13 protein-coding genes are annotated in these 19,499 nt (G+C 54.4%); 9 read left to right on the top strand and 4 right to left on the bottom strand.

Annotation, left to right across the window (positions count from 1 at the left end; all coding sequences use genetic code 11):
* The first annotated feature begins 42 nt into the window (after positions 1 to 42).
* The 5 genes from nanR (at position 43) to nanQ (ending at position 5,025) form a co-directional block, all read left to right on the top strand.
* Positions 43 to 834, top strand: a complete 792-nt coding sequence (gene nanR, locus OGY72_RS15405; protein ID WP_198579692.1) for a transcriptional regulator NanR — start codon at positions 43 to 45, stop codon at positions 832 to 834.
* 259 nt (positions 835 to 1,093) lie between these two features.
* Entirely contained in the window at positions 1,094 to 1,987 is an 894-nt protein-coding gene (gene nanA, locus OGY72_RS15400; RefSeq protein ID WP_286548195.1) for an N-acetylneuraminate lyase, read from the top strand.
* Positions 1,988 to 2,097: 110 nt separating this feature from the next.
* Positions 2,098 to 3,588 (top strand): sialic acid transporter NanT, encoded by a 1,491-nt coding sequence (nanT, locus tag OGY72_RS15395; protein ID WP_048215451.1) that lies wholly within the window; start codon positions 2,098 to 2,100, stop codon positions 3,586 to 3,588.
* A 97-nt stretch (positions 3,589 to 3,685) separates the two neighbouring features.
* Positions 3,686 to 4,555 (top strand): N-acetylmannosamine kinase, encoded by an 870-nt coding sequence (gene nanK / locus OGY72_RS15390; protein WP_148361419.1) that lies wholly within the window; start codon positions 3,686 to 3,688, stop codon positions 4,553 to 4,555.
* A 2-nt stretch (positions 4,556 to 4,557) separates the two neighbouring features.
* Positions 4,558 to 5,025 (top strand): N-acetylneuraminate anomerase, encoded by a 468-nt coding sequence (gene nanQ / locus OGY72_RS15385; protein WP_003828788.1) that lies wholly within the window; start codon positions 4,558 to 4,560, stop codon positions 5,023 to 5,025.
* A 58-nt stretch (positions 5,026 to 5,083) separates the two neighbouring features.
* Here the strand turns inward: nanQ and OGY72_RS15380 are convergent, their stop codons facing one another.
* The 4 genes from OGY72_RS15380 to gltB all read right to left on the bottom strand — a co-directional run bounded on the left by OGY72_RS15380 (position 5,084) and on the right by gltB (position 13,743).
* On the bottom strand, positions 5,084 to 6,364 hold the full coding sequence (locus tag OGY72_RS15380; RefSeq protein WP_079938252.1) for a cytosine deaminase: 1,281 nt from the start codon (positions 6,362 to 6,364) through the stop codon (positions 5,084 to 5,086).
* The gene (codB, locus tag OGY72_RS15375) at positions 6,354 to 7,604 is read right to left on the bottom strand and encodes a cytosine permease (protein ID WP_149385004.1); all 1,251 of its coding nucleotides are present in this window, start codon (positions 7,602 to 7,604) and stop codon (positions 6,354 to 6,356) included. The genes OGY72_RS15380 and codB overlap by 11 nt, the downstream gene beginning before the upstream one ends.
* A gap of 247 nt (positions 7,605 to 7,851) precedes the next feature.
* A complete protein-coding gene (locus OGY72_RS15370) occupies positions 7,852 to 9,270 on the bottom strand; it encodes a glutamate synthase small subunit (protein WP_149385003.1) in 1,419 nt (472 codons plus the stop codon).
* Between the two features lie 12 nt (positions 9,271 to 9,282).
* Positions 9,283 to 13,743 carry a glutamate synthase large subunit gene (gene gltB / locus OGY72_RS15365; RefSeq protein WP_286548188.1) on the bottom strand — a complete coding sequence of 1,487 codons (4,461 nt, stop codon included), beginning with the start codon at positions 13,741 to 13,743 and terminating at the stop codon, positions 9,283 to 9,285.
* Between the two features lie 684 nt (positions 13,744 to 14,427).
* Here gltB and mnmL point away from each other — a divergent pair.
* The 4 genes from mnmL (at position 14,428) to mtgA (ending at position 19,489) form a co-directional block, all read left to right on the top strand.
* Positions 14,428 to 15,357, top strand: coding sequence for a tRNA modification radical SAM protein MnmL/YtqA (mnmL, locus tag OGY72_RS15360; protein WP_286548230.1), 930 nt, complete (start codon positions 14,428 to 14,430; stop codon positions 15,355 to 15,357).
* Between the two features lie 196 nt (positions 15,358 to 15,553).
* Positions 15,554 to 17,890: an aerobic respiration two-component sensor histidine kinase ArcB gene (arcB, locus tag OGY72_RS15355; RefSeq protein ID WP_286548186.1), complete on the top strand. Its 2,337-nt coding sequence runs from the start codon at positions 15,554 to 15,556 to the stop codon at positions 17,888 to 17,890.
* A gap of 229 nt (positions 17,891 to 18,119) precedes the next feature.
* On the top strand, positions 18,120 to 18,773 hold the full coding sequence (elbB, locus tag OGY72_RS15350; protein WP_003828774.1) for an isoprenoid biosynthesis glyoxalase ElbB: 654 nt from the start codon (positions 18,120 to 18,122) through the stop codon (positions 18,771 to 18,773).
* Complete coding sequence (mtgA, locus tag OGY72_RS15345) at positions 18,770 to 19,489, top strand: monofunctional biosynthetic peptidoglycan transglycosylase (protein WP_003828772.1); 720 nt, start codon at positions 18,770 to 18,772, stop codon at positions 19,487 to 19,489. The genes elbB and mtgA overlap by 4 nt, the downstream gene beginning before the upstream one ends.
* Positions 19,490 to 19,499 lie beyond the last annotated feature (10 nt).

Here is a 19,499-nt window from a genome sequence, read left to right as displayed (position 1 = left end):
TTAGGATAAACCCGCTGTTGTTTGTCACCACGACTTAGCTGAATGGACCCTATGAACGCATTTGATTCGCAAGCTGAAGACTCTCCATCCACCATTGGCCGTAGCTTACGCAATCGCCCGTTGGCGCGTAAAAAACTGTCTGAAATGGTTGAAGAAGAACTGGAGCAGATGATTCGTCGTCGGGAATTTGGCGAGGGCGAACAGTTGCCGTCTGAGCGGGAGCTGATGGCCTTCTTTAACGTGGGCCGTCCTTCTGTACGAGAAGCGCTGGCCGCGTTAAAACGCAAAGGTCTGGTACAAATCAACAACGGCGAGCGCGCCCGCGTTTCGCGTCCTTCAGCAGATACCATCATCAGCGAGCTGTCTGGTATGGCGAAAGATTTCCTCGCACATCCCGGCGGCATTGCCCACTTCGAGCAGTTGCGACTGTTCTTTGAATCCAGCCTGGTACGATACGCCGCCGAACATGCGACAGATGAGCAAATCGCCAGACTGGCGAAAGCGCTGGAGATCAACAGCCAGTCGCTCGATGACAATACGTTGTTCATCCGCTCGGACGTTGATTTTCACCGCGTCCTGGCGGAGATCCCGGGCAACCCCATCTTTATGGCGATCCATGTTGCGCTGTTAGACTGGCTGATTGCCGCCCGTCCGACCGTTGCCGATCAAGAGTTGTATGAGCACAATAACGTGAGTTATCAGCAGCATATCGCTATTGTTGACGCAATTCGCCAGCGCGATCCTGAAGAAGCAGACCGCGCACTGCAAGAACACCTCAACAGCGTTTCCGCGACCTGGCACGCCTTCAGCAAAAGTAAAAAATCGCGTAAGTGATCGCGATCCTGACGATCGTTTAAACACAAAATCATTCTAGTTGCATCAAGGCGGCAAGAGAGCGAGTTCCCTGGAGCATAGATAACTATGTGACAGGGGTGAGCGAACGCAGCTAACGCAGAGGCGGCTCGAAGGATGACGTGTTTAGTGAGGTAGATCGCACTATAAGCGTTCTCTATTGTATTGCTGCTTATTTGATCTGGTATAACAGGTATAAAGGTATGCAGTCAGATAACACTAATCATCGTCAGAGGTCGTTATGGCAAGAGATTTAAAAGGCGTAATGCCAGCGTTGTTAACCCCATTCGATAACCAACAGAGACTGGACATCGAGAGTTTGCGCCGCCTGGTGCGTTTCAACATTGGTCAGGGTGTAGACGGGCTCTATGTCGGTGGCTCAACGGGTGAGGCCTTTGTCCAAAACCGCGTTGAAAGAGAGCAGGTACTGGAAATTGTTGCCGAAGAGGCGAAAGGTAAGGTGACGCTGATCGCCCACGTTGGCACGGTGAGTACTGAAGAGAGCCAACAGCTGGCGAGCGCGGCACATCGTTACGGCTTTGATGCCGTTTCGGCCGTTACACCGTTTTACTATCCGTTCAGCTTTGAAGAACATTGCGATCACTACCGCGCAATTATTGATTCCGCTGATGGTTTACCGATGGTGGTCTATAACATTCCGGCGCTGAGCGGCGTAAAACTGACGCTGGATCAGATCAACACGCTGGTGACGCTGCCGGGCGTTGGTGCTCTGAAGCAAACTTCAGGCGATCTCTATCAGATGGAACAGATCCGCCGCGCTCATCCCGCTCTGGTGCTTTATAACGGCTATGACGAAATCTTCGCTTCCGGACTGCTCGCGGGCGCAGATGGCGGTATCGGTAGCACTTACAACATCATGGGATGGCGTTATCAGGGAATTGTGAAAGCGCTCAAAGAAGGTGACATCCGCACGGCGCAAAAGCTGCAAACCGAGTGCAATAAGGTTATCGATCTGCTTATTAAGGTTGGCGTGTTCCGCGGCCTGAAAACAGTGCTGCACTATATGGATGTGGTTTCTGTTCCACTGTGCCGTAAACCCTTTGCTCCGGTAGATGAACGCTATCTGCCGGAACTGAAAGCGCTGGCAAACCAACTGCTGGCGGAAAAGGCGTAATCGCGGGTCGCCGGGGGCGCTTCGCTTGCCCGGCCTGGATTTTTCGACCGTAGGCCGGGTAAGGCAAAGCCACCACCCAGCACAACAACAAAAATCGTCGGGAGAGTAAAATGAGTACTTCTACCCAGAGCATCCCGTGGTATCGCCATCTCAATCGGGCACAATGGCGGGCATTTTCCGCCGCCTGGCTGGGATATTTGCTTGATGGTTTCGATTTTGTGTTAATCGCCCTGGTGCTGACAGAAGTGCAGGGCGAATTCGGACTGACGACGGTGCAGGCCGCCAGCCTGATCTCGGCCGCCTTTATCTCCCGTTGGTTTGGTGGGTTAATGCTGGGGGCAATGGGCGACCGCTACGGACGCCGCCTGGCAATGGTCACCAGCATCATCCTGTTCTCCGTGGGGACGCTGGCCTGCGGCTTCGCGCCGGGCTACACCACAATGTTTATCGCCCGCCTGGTTATCGGTATGGGAATGGCGGGGGAGTACGGCTCCAGCGCAACCTATGTTATTGAAAGCTGGCCTAAACACCTGCGAAACAAAGCCAGTGGTTTCCTGATTTCCGGCTTTTCCGTTGGTGCCGTGATCGCCGCCCAGGTCTACAGCCTGGTGGTCCCGGTCTGGGGATGGCGTGCGCTGTTCTTTATCGGCATTCTGCCGATTATCTTCGCCCTCTGGCTGCGTAAAAATATTCCGGAAGCGGAAGACTGGAAAGAGAAACACGAAGGCAAAGCGCCGGTGCGCACGATGGTGGATATTCTCTACCGGGGCGAGCATCGGGTCATTAATATTCTGATGACGCTCGCCGCTGCAACCGCGCTGTGGTTCTGCTTTGCTGGCAACCTGCAAAATGCGGCTATCGTGGCGGTCCTGGGACTGATATGCGCCTTTATCTTCATTAGCTTTATGGTGCAAAGCAGCGGGAAACGCTGGCCGACGGGCGTGATGCTGATGGTGGTCGTGCTATTTGCCTTCCTGTACTCGTGGCCGATTCAGGCGCTGTTGCCAACCTATCTGAAAACGGAACTGCTGTACGATCCTTCCACGGTGGCCAGAGTGCTCTTCTTTAGCGGCTTTGGTGCGGCGGTTGGTTGTTGCGTCGGCGGTTTTCTTGGTGACTGGCTGGGCACGCGTAAAGCCTATGTCTGCAGTCTGCTGGCCTCGCAGTTGCTGATTATTCCGGTATTTGCGATAGGCGGTTCAAACGTTTGGGTACTGGGTTTGCTGCTGTTTTTCCAACAAATGCTCGGCCAGGGGATCTCCGGGATCTTACCAAAACTGATTGGCGGCTATTTCGATACCGATCAGCGTGCGGCGGGATTGGGCTTCACCTATAACGTGGGCGCACTGGGCGGGGCTTTGGCACCGATCATCGGCGCGCTGATTGCCCAACGTCTTGATCTGGGTACCGCGCTGGGATCGCTCTCTTTCGGCCTGACATTTGTAGTGATCCTGCTGATTGGTCTTGATATGCCGTCCCGTGTACAGCGCTGGCTGCGTCCTGAAGCGTTGCGTACGCATGATGCCATTGATGGTCGACCGTTTAGCGGTGCCGTGCCGTTCGGCGGTGACAAAAGCACCATGGTGAAATCCAAAAGTTAATCCAATTGCCCGGTGCTGAACCGGGCAATAGCCGTAAGGGAAGAAATATGTCGTTCTTCGAGCTACAGAGCGCCACCACGATGCATGAGGCTGCGCCATGACCACACTGGCGATTGATATTGGCGGCACCAAATTGGCTGCCGCGCTGGTAGAGAACAATCTGCAAGTCCGCGAGCGGCATGAACTGCCGACGCCTGCCAGTAAAACGCCGCAAGCGCTGCGCGCTGCGTTACAAACACTGGTTGCACCGCTACAGGGGCGTGCTAATCGGGTGGCGATCGCCTCGACGGGGATTATCCGTGAGGGGGCTTTGCTGGCGCTGAATTCGCATAACCTCGGCGGGTTGATGCATTTTCCGCTGACACAAACGCTGGAACAAATCACCGACCTGCCGACGCTGGCCGTCAATGACGCACAGGCAGCGGCGTGGGCTGAGTACCATGCGCTTGGTGGTGAGTACCGCGATCTGGTGTTTATTACCGTCTCCACTGGCGTGGGCGGGGGAGTCGTCAGCGGTGGGAAACTGCTGACCGGAATCGGCGGTCTTGCTGGGCATCTGGGACATACGCTGGCTGACCCGCATGGGCCCATGTGCGGCTGCGGGCGTGTGGGCTGCGTTGAGGCGATCGCATCCGGTCGTGGAATAGCGGCGGCAGCCGAAGGCGCGCTTGCCGGATGCGACGCCAAAACTATTTTTAGCTGTGCCGGGCAGGGGGATGAGCAGGCAAGTCGGTTGATCCATCGCTCAGCGCGAACATTGGCAAGGCTTGTTGCCGATGTGAAGGCCACGACCGATTGCCAGATTGTGGTGATTGGCGGCAGCGTTGGGCTGGCTGAAGGGTATCTGGCGCTGGTGGAACATTATCTGGCTAAAGAGCCTTTGGCCTATCACGTGGAATTGCTGGCGGCGCATTACCGTCATGATGCTGGATTACTGGGGGCCGCGCTGTTGGCCCAGGGAGAATGATGATGATATCAGATGCGTTGAATTCACTGCCTTCTGCCGGATTACATCCGGTCTTGCAGCAGGCGTTAACGCTTGCCATTGCGGCGAATCCGCAGGAGAAGACGCCTGGGCGCTACACGTTGCAGGGCGAGAATATTTTTATGAATGTCATGCAATTTACAACGCAGAGCCCAGAGCAAAAGAAAGCGGAGCTGCATCAGCAGTACATTGATATTCAGATGCTGTTGTCCGGCGAAGAACGTATTCTGTTTGGGATGACCGATTCTGCTCGTCACTGCGAAGAGATGCACGTTGAGGATGATTATCAGCTGTGCAGTCAGATTGCCGATGAGCAGGCTATGGTACTGAAGCCGGGAAAATTTGTGATTTTTATGCCGGGCGAGCCGCATAAACCGGGTTGTGTGGTGCAGGCCCCGATGGACATCAAAAAGGTGGTGATCAAAGTCCGCGCCAGTTTATTACAAGCTTGAGAATGAGAGACTGTGTCGGATGGCAAGGCTTACGCCATCCGACATGGAATGTAACGACCTAGCGCTTAAACGTCACCGTTTCTGGCTGCGTCAGATGCAGTGTGGTTTGGCTTGGGACCGTCTCGGCAATGACTCGACCATGACGAATGGAATAACGGGCAGGCGTCTGGCGACGAACCGCGTCAAACCCATTTTCTGCAGGCAAAATCACCAGATTCGCAGAATTCCCCACGTTCAGACCGTAGTCCTGCAGGTGCAGGGTTTTCGCGCTGTGGGTGGTGACCAGGTTCAACCCATCGTTAATTTGTCCGTATCCCATCAACTGGCACACGTGTAATCCCATATGCAGCACCTGCAGCATATTCGCAGTGCCCAGCGGGTACCACGGATCGAAGACGTCATCATGACCGAAGCAGACGTTGATCTCCGCCTCCAGCATCTCTTTGACGCGCGTAACACCACGACGCTTAGGGTACGTGTCGAAGCGCCCTTGCAAGTGAATATTCACCAGTGGATTTGCGACAAAGTTAATACCGGACATTTTCAACAGACGGAAAAGACGGGAAGCATACGCGCCGTTATAGGAATGCATTGCCGTGGTATGGCTGGCGGTCACGCGTTCGCCCATATTGTAGCGATGCGCCAGGGCCGCAACGGTTTCAACAAAGCGGGATTGCTCATCATCGATTTCGTCACAGTGCACGTCGATAAGTCTGTCGTATTTTTGCGCCAGAGCGAAAATCTTATGCAGCGACTCCACGCCATATTCACGCGTGAATTCAAAGTGCGGGATCGCGCCAATGACGTCGGCGCCCAGACGCACGGCTTCCTCCAGGAGCGCTTCACCGTTGGGATAAGAAAGAATGCCTTCTTGCGGGAACGCGACAATCTGTAGCTCTACCCACGGAGCGACTTCTTGCTTCACCTCCAGCATGGCTTTTAGCGCCGTCAACGTAGGGTCGGAAACGTCAACGTGAGTACGAACATATTGAATGCCGTTGGCCATCTGCCACTTCAGGGTCTGCATGGCGCGCGCTTTAACGTCTTCGTGAGTGAGCATTGCCTTACGTTCGGCCCAGCGCTCAATGCCCTCAAACAGCGTACCAGACTGATTCCAGCTCGGCTCGCCCGCGGTTTGCGTAGTGTCCAGATGGATATGTGGTTCAACGAACGGTGGGATAGCCAGACCGCCTTCAGCATCAAGCACTTCACCCTGTGGTAACGTCGCAGTGTCTTGAGGCTCGATACGGCTAAAGCGCCCGTTTTCAATCGTGATTTGCCACAACCCTTCACGTCCCTGTAAACGCGCCTGATGAATGGTGATGTTATTATTCTGCATGGCTGACCTCCGGGGATTTAGCAAGGCTGCGATTGAAAAGTGGATTCAGCAGGATATAGCTGAATACGCCGCCGAGTACGGCGTTGACGGGCACAATACCGGGAATATAGTGACCTGCGGCAATGCCCAGTGCAACGGACAGGATAGCTATCCAGTTTACGGAAATAAATTGCGCTTTGCTGAAGTCGGCGTATCGGCGATGGTTCAGCAGATAGTCGGCGATGATCACCCCGCCAATCGGGGGAATCGCTGCCGACAGAAATGTCAGCCAGCCGACAAAGTTATTGTAAAGCCATAGCGCGCACAGTGTGCCGATAATACCGTTAGCCACTGACAGCGTACGGCTGGAAAGGCCGGTAATATTGGCAAATCCCAGGCCCGATGCATACAACGCATTATCGTTGGTGGTCCAGATATTCAGGCCGAGAACGATGATTGCGGGCAGCAGCAGTCCCTGGGCAATCATCACGTCAGAGATATCCGCCTGTCCAACCGCAGCCGCGCCCGCAGCGCCGAAGATGAACATCAAGGAGTTACCAAGGAAAAACGCCACCATGGCGATCAGCACCGCGCCTTTGGCGTTGCGGCCAAAACGGACGAAGTCAGCGGTTAACGTTCCTGCGCTGACAAACGAGCCGACTACCAGCGCCAGTGCGGTGGAGAAATCCAGCGGCGTTTGCGGCACTATCGCTTTTAAATGCTCCAAACCGCCGACATCGCTTACCGCCAGCCAGACAGAGTAGCTGCCAAGAATGACGATGGCAGGTACGGCGATGATAGACAAAACGGTCAGTGCCGAGATGCCAAAAAAGATGGTTAGGGTCATCAACAGCCCGGAAACCGCAATCAGGATATTAACGTCAATCCCTGTCGCTTTACCCACCGGGATAGCAAACATGGCCACACCGACGCCAAACCAGCCTACCTGTGTACCGCCTAGCAGCAGAGAGGGAAGCCATGAACCTTTCACACCAAATGAGTAACGCGCCAGAAGGTGGGTTGAGAGCCCTGTTTTTGCGCCGATAAAACCGAGAAATGCAGTGTAAATACCGAGGAGAAGATTACCGAAGAGAACTGCCAGAAAGAAATCATTATAAGAAAGACCAGTACCGAGTGTGCCACCGGTCCACATACTGGCGGAAAAGAATGTGAGTCCCAACATGACAAACGTTAGTGGAACTACGCCTTTTCGCGCCGCCAGAGGGACGGGGCCCTGGCTATAATTGTTATCTTGCGACACAACGCCTCCATGAATTTTGCCCAAAAAATCCGCCGCATAATATACAGTTCTCAACGTAAAGCAAACGTTTTCGTCTGTTTTTTACATGGTTATTATTCATGATGTTGATGTGTTTCGGGTGTTAAGGTTATTTGCCCTGTGTACAAAACGTGTTGTCAGGCTGGCTTAATCGGCAGGTTTGGCGGTATTGCGGCAGGAATTTGGCATCTCACCCACCAGGGCAGATGAGATGCCTTAAGAGGCTGAATTACACTTCCAGGTAGTTCAGGATACCGTCCGCCGCTTTTCGACCTTCGGCAATCGCGGTAACCACCAGATCCGAACCACGCACGATGTCGCCACCGGCGAAGATTTTCGGGTTGCTGGTCTGGAAGGCGTTGTCGCTGCGCTCAGGAGCAATAATGCGGCCCTGAGAATCCAGTTCGACGCTGTGTTTTGCCAGCCACTCCATACTGTGCGGACGGAAGCCAAACGCCAGTACCACCGCATCTGCCGGAACAACGTGCTCGGAACCGGCGACGATCTCCGCGCGGCGACGCCCTTTAGCATCCGGTTCGCCCATTTCGGTACGCGCCATTTTCACACCGCATACCTTACCGTTGGCGTTCACTTCCACGCCTAAAGGCTGGACGTTGAACTGGAATTCGACGCCTTCTTCACGCGCATTTTTCACTTCGCGTTTGGAACCCGGCATGTTTTCTTCGTCACGACGATAAGCGCAGATAACGTGCGCTGCGTTCTGGCGAACCGAGGTCCGCACGCAGTCCATCGCGGTATCGCCGCCACCGAGAACGACGACGCGTTTGCCTTCCATGCTGATGTACGGCTCGTCGCTGCTTTCACCAAAGCCCATCAACTGTTTGGTATTGGCGATCAGGAACGGCAGGGCATCAAACACACCGGAAGCGTCTTCGTTTTCCAGACCACCGCGCATCGACTGATAGGTTCCTACGCCAAGGAACACGGCGTCATAATCTTTCAGCAGGGAGTCAAGCTGTACATCGCGGCCCACTTCCACGTTCAATTTGAACTCAATGCCCATACCGGTGAAGATCTCACGGCGACGGGTCATGACCTCTTTCTCCAGCTTGAAAGCCGGAATACCGAAGGTCAGCAGACCGCCGATTTCCGGGTGACGATCAAAGACCACCGCCTTCACGCCGTTACGGGTCAGCACATCAGCACAGGCCAGGCCTGCCGGACCCGCACCGATGATCGCCACGCGCTTGTCGGTTTGACGCACGCCTGTCATATCCGGACGCCAGCCCATTTCGAACGCTTTATCGTTGATATAGCGCTCGATGTTGCCGATAGTCACCGCGCCGAACTCATCGTTCAGCGTACAGGATCCTTCACACAGACGATCCTGCGGGCACACGCGGCCACAGACTTCCGGTAGGGTGTTGGTCTGGTGCGACAGTTCTGCTGCTTCAAAAATACGCCCCTCGTTCGCCAGTTTCAGCCAGTTCGGGATGTAGTTATGCACCGGGCACTTCCACTCGCAGTACGGGTTACCGCAGGACAGGCAACGGTCTGCCTGTGCTTTGGCCTGGCCTTCGGAAAACGGCTCGTAGATCTCAATAAACTCGATCTTACGGATCTTCAGCGGCTTCTTAGGCGGATCAACGCGCTGCAGGTCGATAAATTGGTATACGTTCTGACTCATTGCTGCTACCCCTTACTGCGCCTGCACACGCAGCTCTGCTGCGCTACGACTACGGTGACCCAACAGTGCTTTCACATCACTGGATTTTGGTTTTACCAGCGCGAATTTCGCCGAGAATGCTGGCCAGTTAGCCAGGATCTCTTCGCCGTGTGAAGAGCCGGTATGCTGTACGTGCTCGGTAATCAAACCGCGCAGGTGTTCCTCGTGGATAGCCAGCGAGTCCACGCTCAGCACTTCTACCAGTTCCGGGTTCACGCGTTTGCGGAACTCACCGTCTTCGTCGAGCACGTAGGCAAATCCGCCCGTCATACCCGCTCCGAAGTTGACGCCCGTTTTTCCGAGAATACAGACGATGCCGCCGGTCATATATTCGCAGCCGTTGTCGCCAATACCTTCAACCACGGTGATTGCGCCGGAGTTACGTACTGCAAAGCGCTCACCCGCACGACCCGCGGCAAACAGGCGGCCACCGGTGGCGCCGTACAGACAGGTGTTACCAATGATGCTCGCCTCATGGCTACGGAAAGCAGAGCCAACCGGAGGACGCACTGCCAGCAGACCGCCCGCCATACCTTTACCGACATAGTCGTTGGCATCACCGGTCAGATACAACTCCACGCCGCCCGCGTTCCACACGCCGAAGCTCTGGCCTGCGGTACCGCTGAAGTGCGCTTTGATTGGGTCAGACGCCAGCCCCTGATCGCCATGTGTTTGCGCGATATAGCCCGACAGCGACGCGCCAACAGAACGGTCGGTGTTGCGGATATCGAACCAGAAGGTTTTGCTCTGGCGCTCGTCGACAAACGGTTTCGCTTGCTGTAACAACTGAGCGTTCAGCACGCCGTTATCAAACGGCGGGTTGTTCTCGGTGCAATGCAGCGCTTTACCCGGATGCGGTTCGGCGGTTTCCAGCAGACGAGACAGTTCCAGTTTCTGTTGCTTAGCGGTAAACCCTTCCAGCTCTTTGAGCAGGTCGGTACGACCAATCAGATCCACCAGACGCTTCACACCCAGTTGCGCCATCAGCTCACGGACTTCGCGGGCGATAAATTCAAAGTAGTTAGTCACTTTGAACGGCAGGCCGTGATAGTGGTTCTTACGCAGTTTGTCATCCTGAGTCGCCACGCCGGTTGCGCAGTTGTTCAGGTGGCAAATACGCAGGTATTTACAGCCCAGCGCCACCATTGGACCGGTACCGAAGCCGAAGCTTTCCGCACCCAGAATCGCCGCTTTAATGATATCGACACCGGTTTTCAGACCACCATCGACCTGCAGACGAATCTTGTGGCGCAGGCCGTTAGCAACCAGCGCCTGCTGGGTTTCCACCAGACCCAGTTCCCACGGGCAGCCCGCGTATTTCACCGAGGAGAGCGGGCTTGCGCCAGTACCGCCATCGTAGCCAGCAATGGTGATCAGGTCCGCATAGGCTTTCGCCACGCCCGTGGCGATGGTACCAACGCCCGGTTCGGAAACCAGCTTCACCGAGATCATCGCTTTCGGGTTGACCTGTTTGAGGTCGAAAATCAGCTGCGCTAAGTCCTCGATAGAGTAGATATCGTGGTGTGGCGGCGGGGAGATCAACGTCACGCCCGGTACCGAATAGCGCAGTTTAGCGATGTACGGGGTGACTTTATCACCCGGTAACTGACCGCCTTCGCCAGGCTTCGCGCCCTGAGCGACTTTAATCTGAATGACATCGGCATTGACCAGATACGCCGGGGTTACGCCAAAGCGACCGGAGGCAACCTGCTTAATGCGCGACACCTTGTTAGTACCGTAGCGCGCCGGGTCTTCGCCGCCTTCACCGGAGTTCGAGTTGCCACCGATGCTGTTCATGGCTTCGGCCAGCGCTTCGTGTGCTTCGGGGCTTAATGCACCGATGGACATCGCCGCGGTATCAAAGCGTTTAAACAGTTCGGTTGCGGGTTCTACTTCGCTAATGCTTACGGCTTCGTCGCCAGGCGTGATCGCCAGCAGATCGCGCAGCGTGGCCGCCGGACGCTCATTGACCAGCTTGGCATATTCCTGATAGTCGCTGTACTCACCGCTTTGTACCGCCTGTTGCAGCGTGCGCACCACGTCCGGGTTGTAGGCATGGTATTCGCCGCCGTGGACGTATTTGAGCAAACCGCCCTGACTGATAGGCTTACGTGCCAGCCATGCATGTTTGGAGAGGTTCAGCAGATCCTGCTGGAAGTCGGTAAACCCTGCGCCGTTGATGCGGCTGACTACGCCCTGGAAGCACAGCGCCACGACATCATCATGCAGACCAACCGCTTCAAACAGCTTCGAGCAGCGGTAAGAGGCGATGGTCGAGATGCCCATTTTGGACATGATTTTGTACAGACCTTTGTTGATGCCGTTACGGTAGTTCAGCATCACGGTCCGGTAATCTTTGGCAATCGCCTGAGTGTCGATCAATCGTCCCAGCGTTTCATACGCAAGATACGGATAAATGGCCGTCGCGCCAAAGCCGAGCAGGACAGCAAAATGGTGCGGGTCACGGGCGCTGGCGGTTTCAACGATGATGTTGGCGTCGCAACGTAGACTTTGTTCTACCAGACGCGTTTGCACTGCGCCCACGGCCATCGGTGCCGGAACCGGCAAACGGTTTTTCGCGATGTTACGGTCAGAGAGCACCAGCAGCACTGTACCGTTACGCACCATCTGTTCGGCTTTATCGCACAATGCTTTGACGGTCTCTTCGAGCGTGGTTTCGGTCACGTCGAAGGTGATATCCAGGCGGTCAGCGCGATAATGCTCCTCTTTCATGGTGGTGAGCTGGGTGAAATCGGAGTACAGCAGGATCGGCGATTTAAAGCTCAGGCGGTGTGCCTGACCTTCGGCTTCGCAGAAGACGTTCATCTCACGACCGATGCTGGTGGCCAGCGACATAACGTGCGCTTCACGCAGCGGGTCGATCGGCGGGTTAGTCACCTGCGCGAACTGCTGGCGGAAGTAATCATAAATGATGCGAGGCTGGCTGGAGAGCACGGCAAACGGGGTATCATCACCCATTGAACCGACCGCTTCCTGACCGTTTTCACCGAGCACGCGGATCACGGAGTCCAGCTCTTCGGCGCTGTAGTTAAACTGTTTCTGATAGCTGGCGAGGGTGTCATCGTCCAGTTCGCGGCTGCCGACCTGATCGTCAGCCAGATCTTCGAACGGCACCAGACGGCGAACGTTTTTCTCCATCCACTCTTTGTACGGATGGCGGCTTTTCAGATCGTCATCGGTTTCGGCGGAGTGCAGAATGCGCCCGCTGCGGGTATCGATAACCATCAGCTCGCCAGGGCCGACGCGACCTTTCTCGACGACTTCATCCGGCTGATAATCCCAGATACCAACTTCAGAGGCGCAGGTAATCAGCTTGTCTTTGGTGATGACGTAGCGCGCCGGACGCAGGCCGTTACGGTCGAGGTTACAGGCGGCAAAGCGGCCGTCGGACATAACAATACCCGCCGGGCCATCCCACGGCTCCATGTGCATCGAGTTAAAGTCAAAGAACGCGCGCAGCTCCGGGTCCATATCCGGGTTGTTCTGCCAGGCCGGCGGCACCAGTAAACGCATGGCGCGGATAATGTCCATCCCGCCAGCCAGCAGCAGTTCCAGCATGTTATCCATTGAGCTGGAGTCGGAGCCGGTTTCGTTAACGAACGGTGCGGCGTCGTGCAGGTCAGGGATCAGCGGTGTCTGGAATTTATAGGTACGTGCGCGTGCCCACTGGCGGTTGCCGGTGATGGTGTTAATTTCACCGTTATGCGCCAGGTAGCGGAACGGTTGCGCCAGCGGCCAGCGCGGTACGGTATTAGTGGAGAAGCGCTGGTGGAACAGGCAGATGGCCGATTCCAGACGCAGATCCGCCAGGTCCAGGTAAAAGCGCGGCAGATCCGCCGGCATACACAGACCTTTATAGATATTGACCAGGTTCGACAAGCTACAGACGTAGAAGTCTTTATCGTCCTGGAGGCGTTTTTCGATACGACGGCGCGCGATGAACAGGCGACGCTCCATATCACGCGGACGCCAGCCCGCAGGGGCGTTGACAAAAATTTGCTCGATTCGAGGCAGGGAGGAGAGGGCGATTTCACCGAGAACACCTTCGTTGGTCGGCACGTCGCGCCAGCCGACAATCGACAGGGTCTCCTGCTGTAATTCTTCTTCGACAATGCGACGAGAAGCCGCAGCCAGTTCAGCGTCTTTATTTAAAAAGATCATGCCGACGGCGTAGTTTTTAGCTAAACGCCAGCCGCGCTCTTGCGCCACGATGCGGAAAAAGCGGTCAGGTTTTTGTAACAGCAAACCGCAACCATCGCCGGTTTTACCATCGGCAAGAATTGCGCCACGGTGCTGCATGCGGGCCAGTGCGTGTATGGCGGTACGCACTACCTTGTGGCTAGGTTCGCCTTCTATGTGGGCGATCAGGCCGAAACCACAGTTATCCCTCTCAAGGGATTTATCGTACAACATATCAGTGAACCTCCCCAGGCTCTGCGGGATTCCCATCTGGACCGTTGCGCACGGGCACACCAAGAGCATGGCGACGGGGTTTGCGTGTCATACGCTTACCTCGCATTCGCCCTCTTTATCCTTTTCGCATAGGTCAAACAAGTTTGAGGACTTGCTTCAGAGGGAATCTCAATTACTGCATAAATATGATGAGCAGACTGCTCATCCAGAAAGCTTCCAGCGGATTTCCACGTTATCGGGAATCCACACACAGGTCAAATGGCAATCTTATTTATGCAAAAATGTGCTATAGGGCGATTAACTTTATGAATATGTTGAAATTTAAGGCTTTTTTACATTGATTTAACGCAAGGGGAATGGAGTGCGAAGTGTGATCTGTCTCACTGTCAGAAAGGCTGTATATCCCCCGTCCTCCCTTTATTTATCGCTATGCTTGGCATTTTATGCTGGTTTTTAGAGTTTTGGCGTCTTAAAGATACTGTTTTTATGCTGAGAGTATAAGAAGATAAAAAAAACAGTCGGATATAAGGAAAAGTAATTTCATTTTGAATGAATGAAATTTCGATTATTTTGATTCGTTATGCAATAAATAAAGGCACGCCAGGGCGATTGATCCAGGTCATCGCCGACTGGGGCAAAAAATGGCAGGCTTTGGCCTCTTTTCAAGGCGCGGTCTACCAGATTATGCAGTTACAGAAATTAGTCAATATGTTTGGTGGGGATCTTTCTCGCCGTTACGGGCAAAAGGTTCATAAACTCACGCTTCACGGCGGCTTTAGCTGCCCAAATCGAGATGGCACTATCGGACGTGGCGGATGTACTTTCTGCAATGTCGCCTCGTTTGCCGATGAAGCGCAGCAGCACCATTCTATTGCCGAGCAGCTTGAGCATCAGGCGCATCTGGTCAATCGTGCGAAACGCTATCTGGCCTATTTCCAGGCCTATACCAGCACCTTTGCTGAAGTGCAGGTGCTGCGTTCGATGTATCAGCAGGCGGTTAGCCAGGCCAGTATCGTCGGGTTATGCGTTGGGACGCGCCCCGACTGTGTGCCGGATGCGGTACTCGATCTGCTTTGCGAGTATAAAGACCTCGGCTATGAGGTATGGCTGGAACTCGGTTTGCAAACCGCGCATGACAAAACTTTGCACCGTATTAACCGCGGCCACGATTTTGCCTGTTACCAACGCACTACGCGACTGGCACGCGAACGCGGGTTGAAAGTGTGCTCACACCTGATTGTCGGTCTGCCGGGAGAAGGGCAGACAGAATGCCTGCAAACCATGGAACGTGTGGTGGAGACGGGCGTTGACGGTATTAAGCTGCACCCGCTGCATATTGTGAAAGGCAGTACGATGGCGAAAGCCTGGGAGGCCGGGCGGCTGAGCGGAATTGAACTGGACGACTATACGGTCATCGCCGGGGAGATGATCCGTCATACGCCGCCAGAGGTGATTTATCATCGAATTTCCGCCAGCGCGCGCCGCCCAACGCTGTTGGCGCCGCTATGGTGTGAAAACCGCTGGACCGGGATGGTCGAACTGGATAAGTACCTTAATGAGCACGGCGTGCAAGGATCGGCGCTGGGTACGCCATGGGTGCAGCCTGAGAACTAACCCTCCGTCGGCCGGATAATGCAAAGCCGACATCCGGCAATCTGCCCCTGCTTGCCTGATGGCGCTTCGTTTATCAGGCCTACGATTAACCTCTCTACGGTCATTTCACCGATAACCTCCGCATTTCTTGCACAATCTTCAACGTCACGCTGAGAATTGAGTATTATTGTGCCAAGTTGTCGTGAAGGAACCCTCTATGAAGCAAATCCGTATGCTGGCGCAATATTACGTCGACCTGATGATGAAGTTAGGTCTGGTGCGCTTTTCGCTGCTGTTGGCGCTGGCTCTGGTCGTGTTGGCAATTGTGGTGCAGATGGCTGTCACCATGGTGCTGCATGGCCAGGTAGAAAGCATTGATGTCATCCGCTCTATCTTTTTTGGTCTGTTAATTACCCCCTGGGCCGTCTACTTTTTGTCAGTGGTGGTGGAGCAACTTGAGGAGTCCCGGCAACGCCTGTCACGACTGGTACAAAAGCTGGAAGAGATGCGCGAGCGCGATCTCAAGCTCAATGTGCAGTTGAAAGATAATATTGCCCAGCTCAATCAGGAAATTGTTGAGCGTGAAAAAGCTGAAGCGGAGCGTCAGGAAACATTCGAGCAGCTTAAAGTCGAAATCAAAGAGCGCGAAGAAGCGCAGATCCAGCTCGAGCAACAGTCTTCCTTTTTACGCTCTTTCCTCGATGCCTCGCCGGATCTGGTTTTTTATCGCAATGAAGATAAAGAGTTTTCCGGCTGTAACCGTGCCATGGAGCTGCTGACTGGCAAAAGCGAAAAGCAGCTGGTGAACTTAAAACCGGCTGACGTTTACTCCCCAGAGGCCGCTGAAAAGGTGATTGAAACCGACGAAAAGGTGTTCCGTCATAATGTTTCGCTCACCTACGAACAGTGGCTGGACTACCCGGACGGGCGCAAAGCCTGCTTTGAAATTCGCAAGGTGCCTTACTATGACCGCGTAGGTAAGCGACATGGTCTGATGGGCTTTGGGCGCGATATCACCGAACGTAAGCGTTATCAGGATGCGCTTGAGCGCGCCAGCCGCGATAAGACCACCTTCATTTCTACCATCAGCCACGAGCTGCGCACCCCGCTTAACGGCATTGTTGGTTTAAGCCGGATCCTGCTGGATACGGATCTGACCGCGGAGCAGGAAAAATACCTGAAAACCATCCATGTCTCTGCCGTGACGCTGGGGAATATTTTCAACGATATTATCGACATGGATAAGATGGAGCGACGTAAAGTCCAGCTCGATAACCAGCCGATCGATTTCACCAGTTTTATGGCAGATCTGGAAAACCTCTCTGGCCTACAGGCGCAGCAAAAGGGTCTGCGTTTTGTGCTTGAGCCGACGTTACCCCTGCCGCATAAGGTCATTACCGACGGAACGCGTCTGCGTCAGATCCTGTGGAATCTGATCAGCAACGCCGTGAAGTTTACCCAGCAGGGGCAGGTGACCGTGCGGGCGCGCTATGACCAGGGGAATATGCTGCATTTCGAAGTTGAAGATTCCGGCATCGGCATTCCGCAGGATGAGCAGGATAAAATCTTCGCTATGTATTATCAGGTGAAGGACAGTAACGGCGGTAAACCGGCAACGGGGACAGGGATTGGTTTGGCCGTGTCGAAGCGTCTGGCGAAAAACATGGGCGGTGATATTACGGTTTCCAGCCAGGCAGGAAAAGGGTCTATCTTTACGCTGACCGTGCATGCCCCTGCGGTAGCGGAAGAGATTGAAGATGCTTTTGAAGACGATGAACTGCCGCTGCCAGCCCTGAATGTGCTGCTGGTGGAAGACATTGAGCTGAACGTTATTGTTGCGCGCTCCGTGCTGGAAAAATTAGGCAACAGCGTGGATGTCGCGATGACCGGGAAAGCCGCGCTGGAAATGTTTACGCCGGGTGAATATGACCTGGTGTTGTTGGATATTCAGCTACCGGATATGACCGGTCTGGATATCTCGCGGGAGCTCACGCAAAAATACGCCCGTGAAGATCTGCCACCGCTGGTCGCACTCACCGCCAACGTACTGAAAGATAAAAAAGAGTATCTGGACGCAGGCATGGGCGACGTGCTGAGTAAGCCGCTGTCGGTTCCGGCGCTAACCGCCATGATCAAAAAATACTGGGATACCCGAAACGAAGAGGAGAGCACTGTGACATCTGAAGAAAGCAGTAAATCGCAAGCGCTGTTAGATATTCCTATGTTGGAACAATACCTCGAGCTGGTGGGACCGAAGTTAATTACCGACGGGCTGGCGGTGTTTGAGAAGATGATGCCGGGATATTTGAGCGTGCTGGAGTCCAACCTGACGGCACGGGATAAAAAAGGTGTTGTTGAGGAAGGCCATAAAATTAAAGGCGCAGCAGGTTCAGTGGGGCTGCGTCACCTGCAACAGCTAGGTCAGCAAATCCAGTCGCCGGATCTTCCTGCCTGGGAAGATAACGTTGCTGAATGGATTGAAGAGATGAAGCAGGAGTGGCAGCACGACGTGGCAGTATTAAAAGCCTGGGTGGCGAGCGTGGAAAAAAAATGACCCCGGCTTGACCGGGGTGCGCGAATACTGCGCCAACACCAGGGAAATCGTGGCTGCGCCGTAAATTATTATCATTGTTTACAAGGGCGCAGCCCTAATTTTCAGGCCGCACGCAGTTAAGATAGCAAATCTTAAATAATTTGTTACATGAATCAGTTAAATGTGTGAAGCGTAGCATTTAAATCATAATAACTAATATGTTTCAGCCAGTTGAGAAAGGAGTATCACGATGAAAAAAGTGGGTGTAGTGCTCAGCGGATGCGGCGTGTATGACGGTGCAGAGATCCATGAAACTGTTCTCACGCTTCTGGCCATTGCCCGCAACGGCGCTCAAGCCGTCTGTTTTGCACCGGATAAACAACAAGCGGATGTGATTAATCATCTGACCGGCGAGCCGATGCTGGAAACTCGCAATGTGCTGATTGAAGCCGCGCGCATCACACGTGGCGATATTCGCCCACTTGCGCAGGCAGTCTCATCGGAACTGGATGCGTTGATCGTGCCGGGTGGGTTTGGTGCGGCCAAAAATCTGAGCAATTTTGCCAGTCAGGGCAGCGAATGCCGGGTTGACAGCGATTTAGCCGCGCTGGCGGTGGCCATGCATCAGGCGGGTAAGCCGTTGGGATTTATGTGCATTGCGCCTGCCATGTTACCTAAAATTTTTGACTTCCCGCTGCGTCTGACCATCGGCACTGATATCGACACGGCAGAGGTGCTGGAAGAGATGGGCGCTGAGCATGTGCCTTGTCCGGTTGATGACATTGTCGTCGATGAAGACAACAAAATCGTCACCACGCCTGCCTATATGCTGGCGCAGGACATCGCTCAGGCTGCGAGTGGCATTGATAAACTGGTATCGCGTGTGTTGGTGCTGACTGAATGAGAAAAGGAGTAACCGCCTTTCTGCGACGTATTTTTCTGCGGGTGGTGGTTGTCCTCGCCGTATTCTGGGGCGGGGGTATCGCACTTTTCAGCGTGATGCCTGTGCCTTTCTCGGCGGTGATGGTCGAGCGACAGCTGGGCGCATGGCTGTCCGGTGATTTCGGCTATGTGGCGCACTCGGACTGGGTGAGTATGGATGAGATCTCTCCGTGGATGGGACTGGCGGTGATTGCTGCGGAGGATCAGAAGTTTCCAGACCACTGGGGGTTTGACGTCACCGCCATAGAGAAAGCGCTGGCGCACAATGAACGCAATGAAAACCGCATTCGCGGGGCGTCGACGTTATCGCAACAGACGGCGAAAAACCTGTTTTTATGGGATGGACGCAGCTGGGTGCGTAAAGGTCTCGAAGCCGGGCTAACGCTGGGTATGGAAACCGTCTGGAGTAAGAAACGTATTCTGACCGTCTATTTGAATATCGCCGAGTTTGGCGATGGGATATTTGGCGTGGAGGCGGCGGCGCAACGGTATTTTCATAAACCGGCCAGTCGGTTGAGCCTGTCTGAAGCGGCCTTGCTGGCGGCAGTATTGCCCAATCCTTTGCGTTTTAAGGCGAATGCGCCTTCTGGTTATGTGCGTAACCGCCAGGCTTGGATTATGCGCCAAATGCGTCAGTTAGGTGGTGAGTCGTTTATGCGGGAAAATAAGCTGTATTAGCGTAGTTATT

The sequence above is a fragment of the Citrobacter sp. Cpo221 genome (genome assembly GCF_030332345.1).
In the GTDB taxonomy this organism is placed as follows: domain Bacteria; phylum Pseudomonadota; class Gammaproteobacteria; order Enterobacterales; family Enterobacteriaceae; genus Citrobacter; species Citrobacter portucalensis.
This window is presented reverse-complemented; position numbering and strand designations above follow the sequence as displayed.

Bases quoted from the DNA above. Each gene is read 5' to 3' on its own strand.
- nanR (WP_198579692.1), top strand. From the start codon at position 43: ATGGACCCTATGAACGCATTTGATTCGCAAGCTGAAGACTCTCCATCC.
- nanA (WP_286548195.1), top strand. From the start codon at position 1,094: ATGGCAAGAGATTTAAAAGGCGTAATGCCAGCGTTGTTAACCCCATTC.
- nanT (WP_048215451.1), top strand. From the start codon at position 2,098: ATGAGTACTTCTACCCAGAGCATCCCGTGGTATCGCCATCTCAATCGG.
- nanK (WP_148361419.1), top strand. From the start codon at position 3,686: ATGACCACACTGGCGATTGATATTGGCGGCACCAAATTGGCTGCCGCG.
- nanQ (WP_003828788.1), top strand. From the start codon at position 4,558: ATGATATCAGATGCGTTGAATTCACTGCCTTCTGCCGGATTACATCCG.
- OGY72_RS15380 (WP_079938252.1), bottom strand. From the start codon at position 6,364: ATGCAGAATAATAACATCACCATTCATCAGGCGCGTTTACAGGGACGT.
- OGY72_RS15370 (WP_149385003.1), bottom strand. From the start codon at position 9,270: ATGAGTCAGAACGTATACCAATTTATCGACCTGCAGCGCGTTGATCCG.
- gltB (WP_286548188.1), bottom strand. From the start codon at position 13,743: ATGTTGTACGATAAATCCCTTGAGAGGGATAACTGTGGTTTCGGCCTG.
- mnmL (WP_286548230.1), top strand. From the start codon at position 14,428: ATGCAGTTACAGAAATTAGTCAATATGTTTGGTGGGGATCTTTCTCGC.
- arcB (WP_286548186.1), top strand. From the start codon at position 15,554: ATGAAGCAAATCCGTATGCTGGCGCAATATTACGTCGACCTGATGATG.
- elbB (WP_003828774.1), top strand. From the start codon at position 18,120: ATGAAAAAAGTGGGTGTAGTGCTCAGCGGATGCGGCGTGTATGACGGT.
- mtgA (WP_003828772.1), top strand. From the start codon at position 18,770: ATGAGAAAAGGAGTAACCGCCTTTCTGCGACGTATTTTTCTGCGGGTG.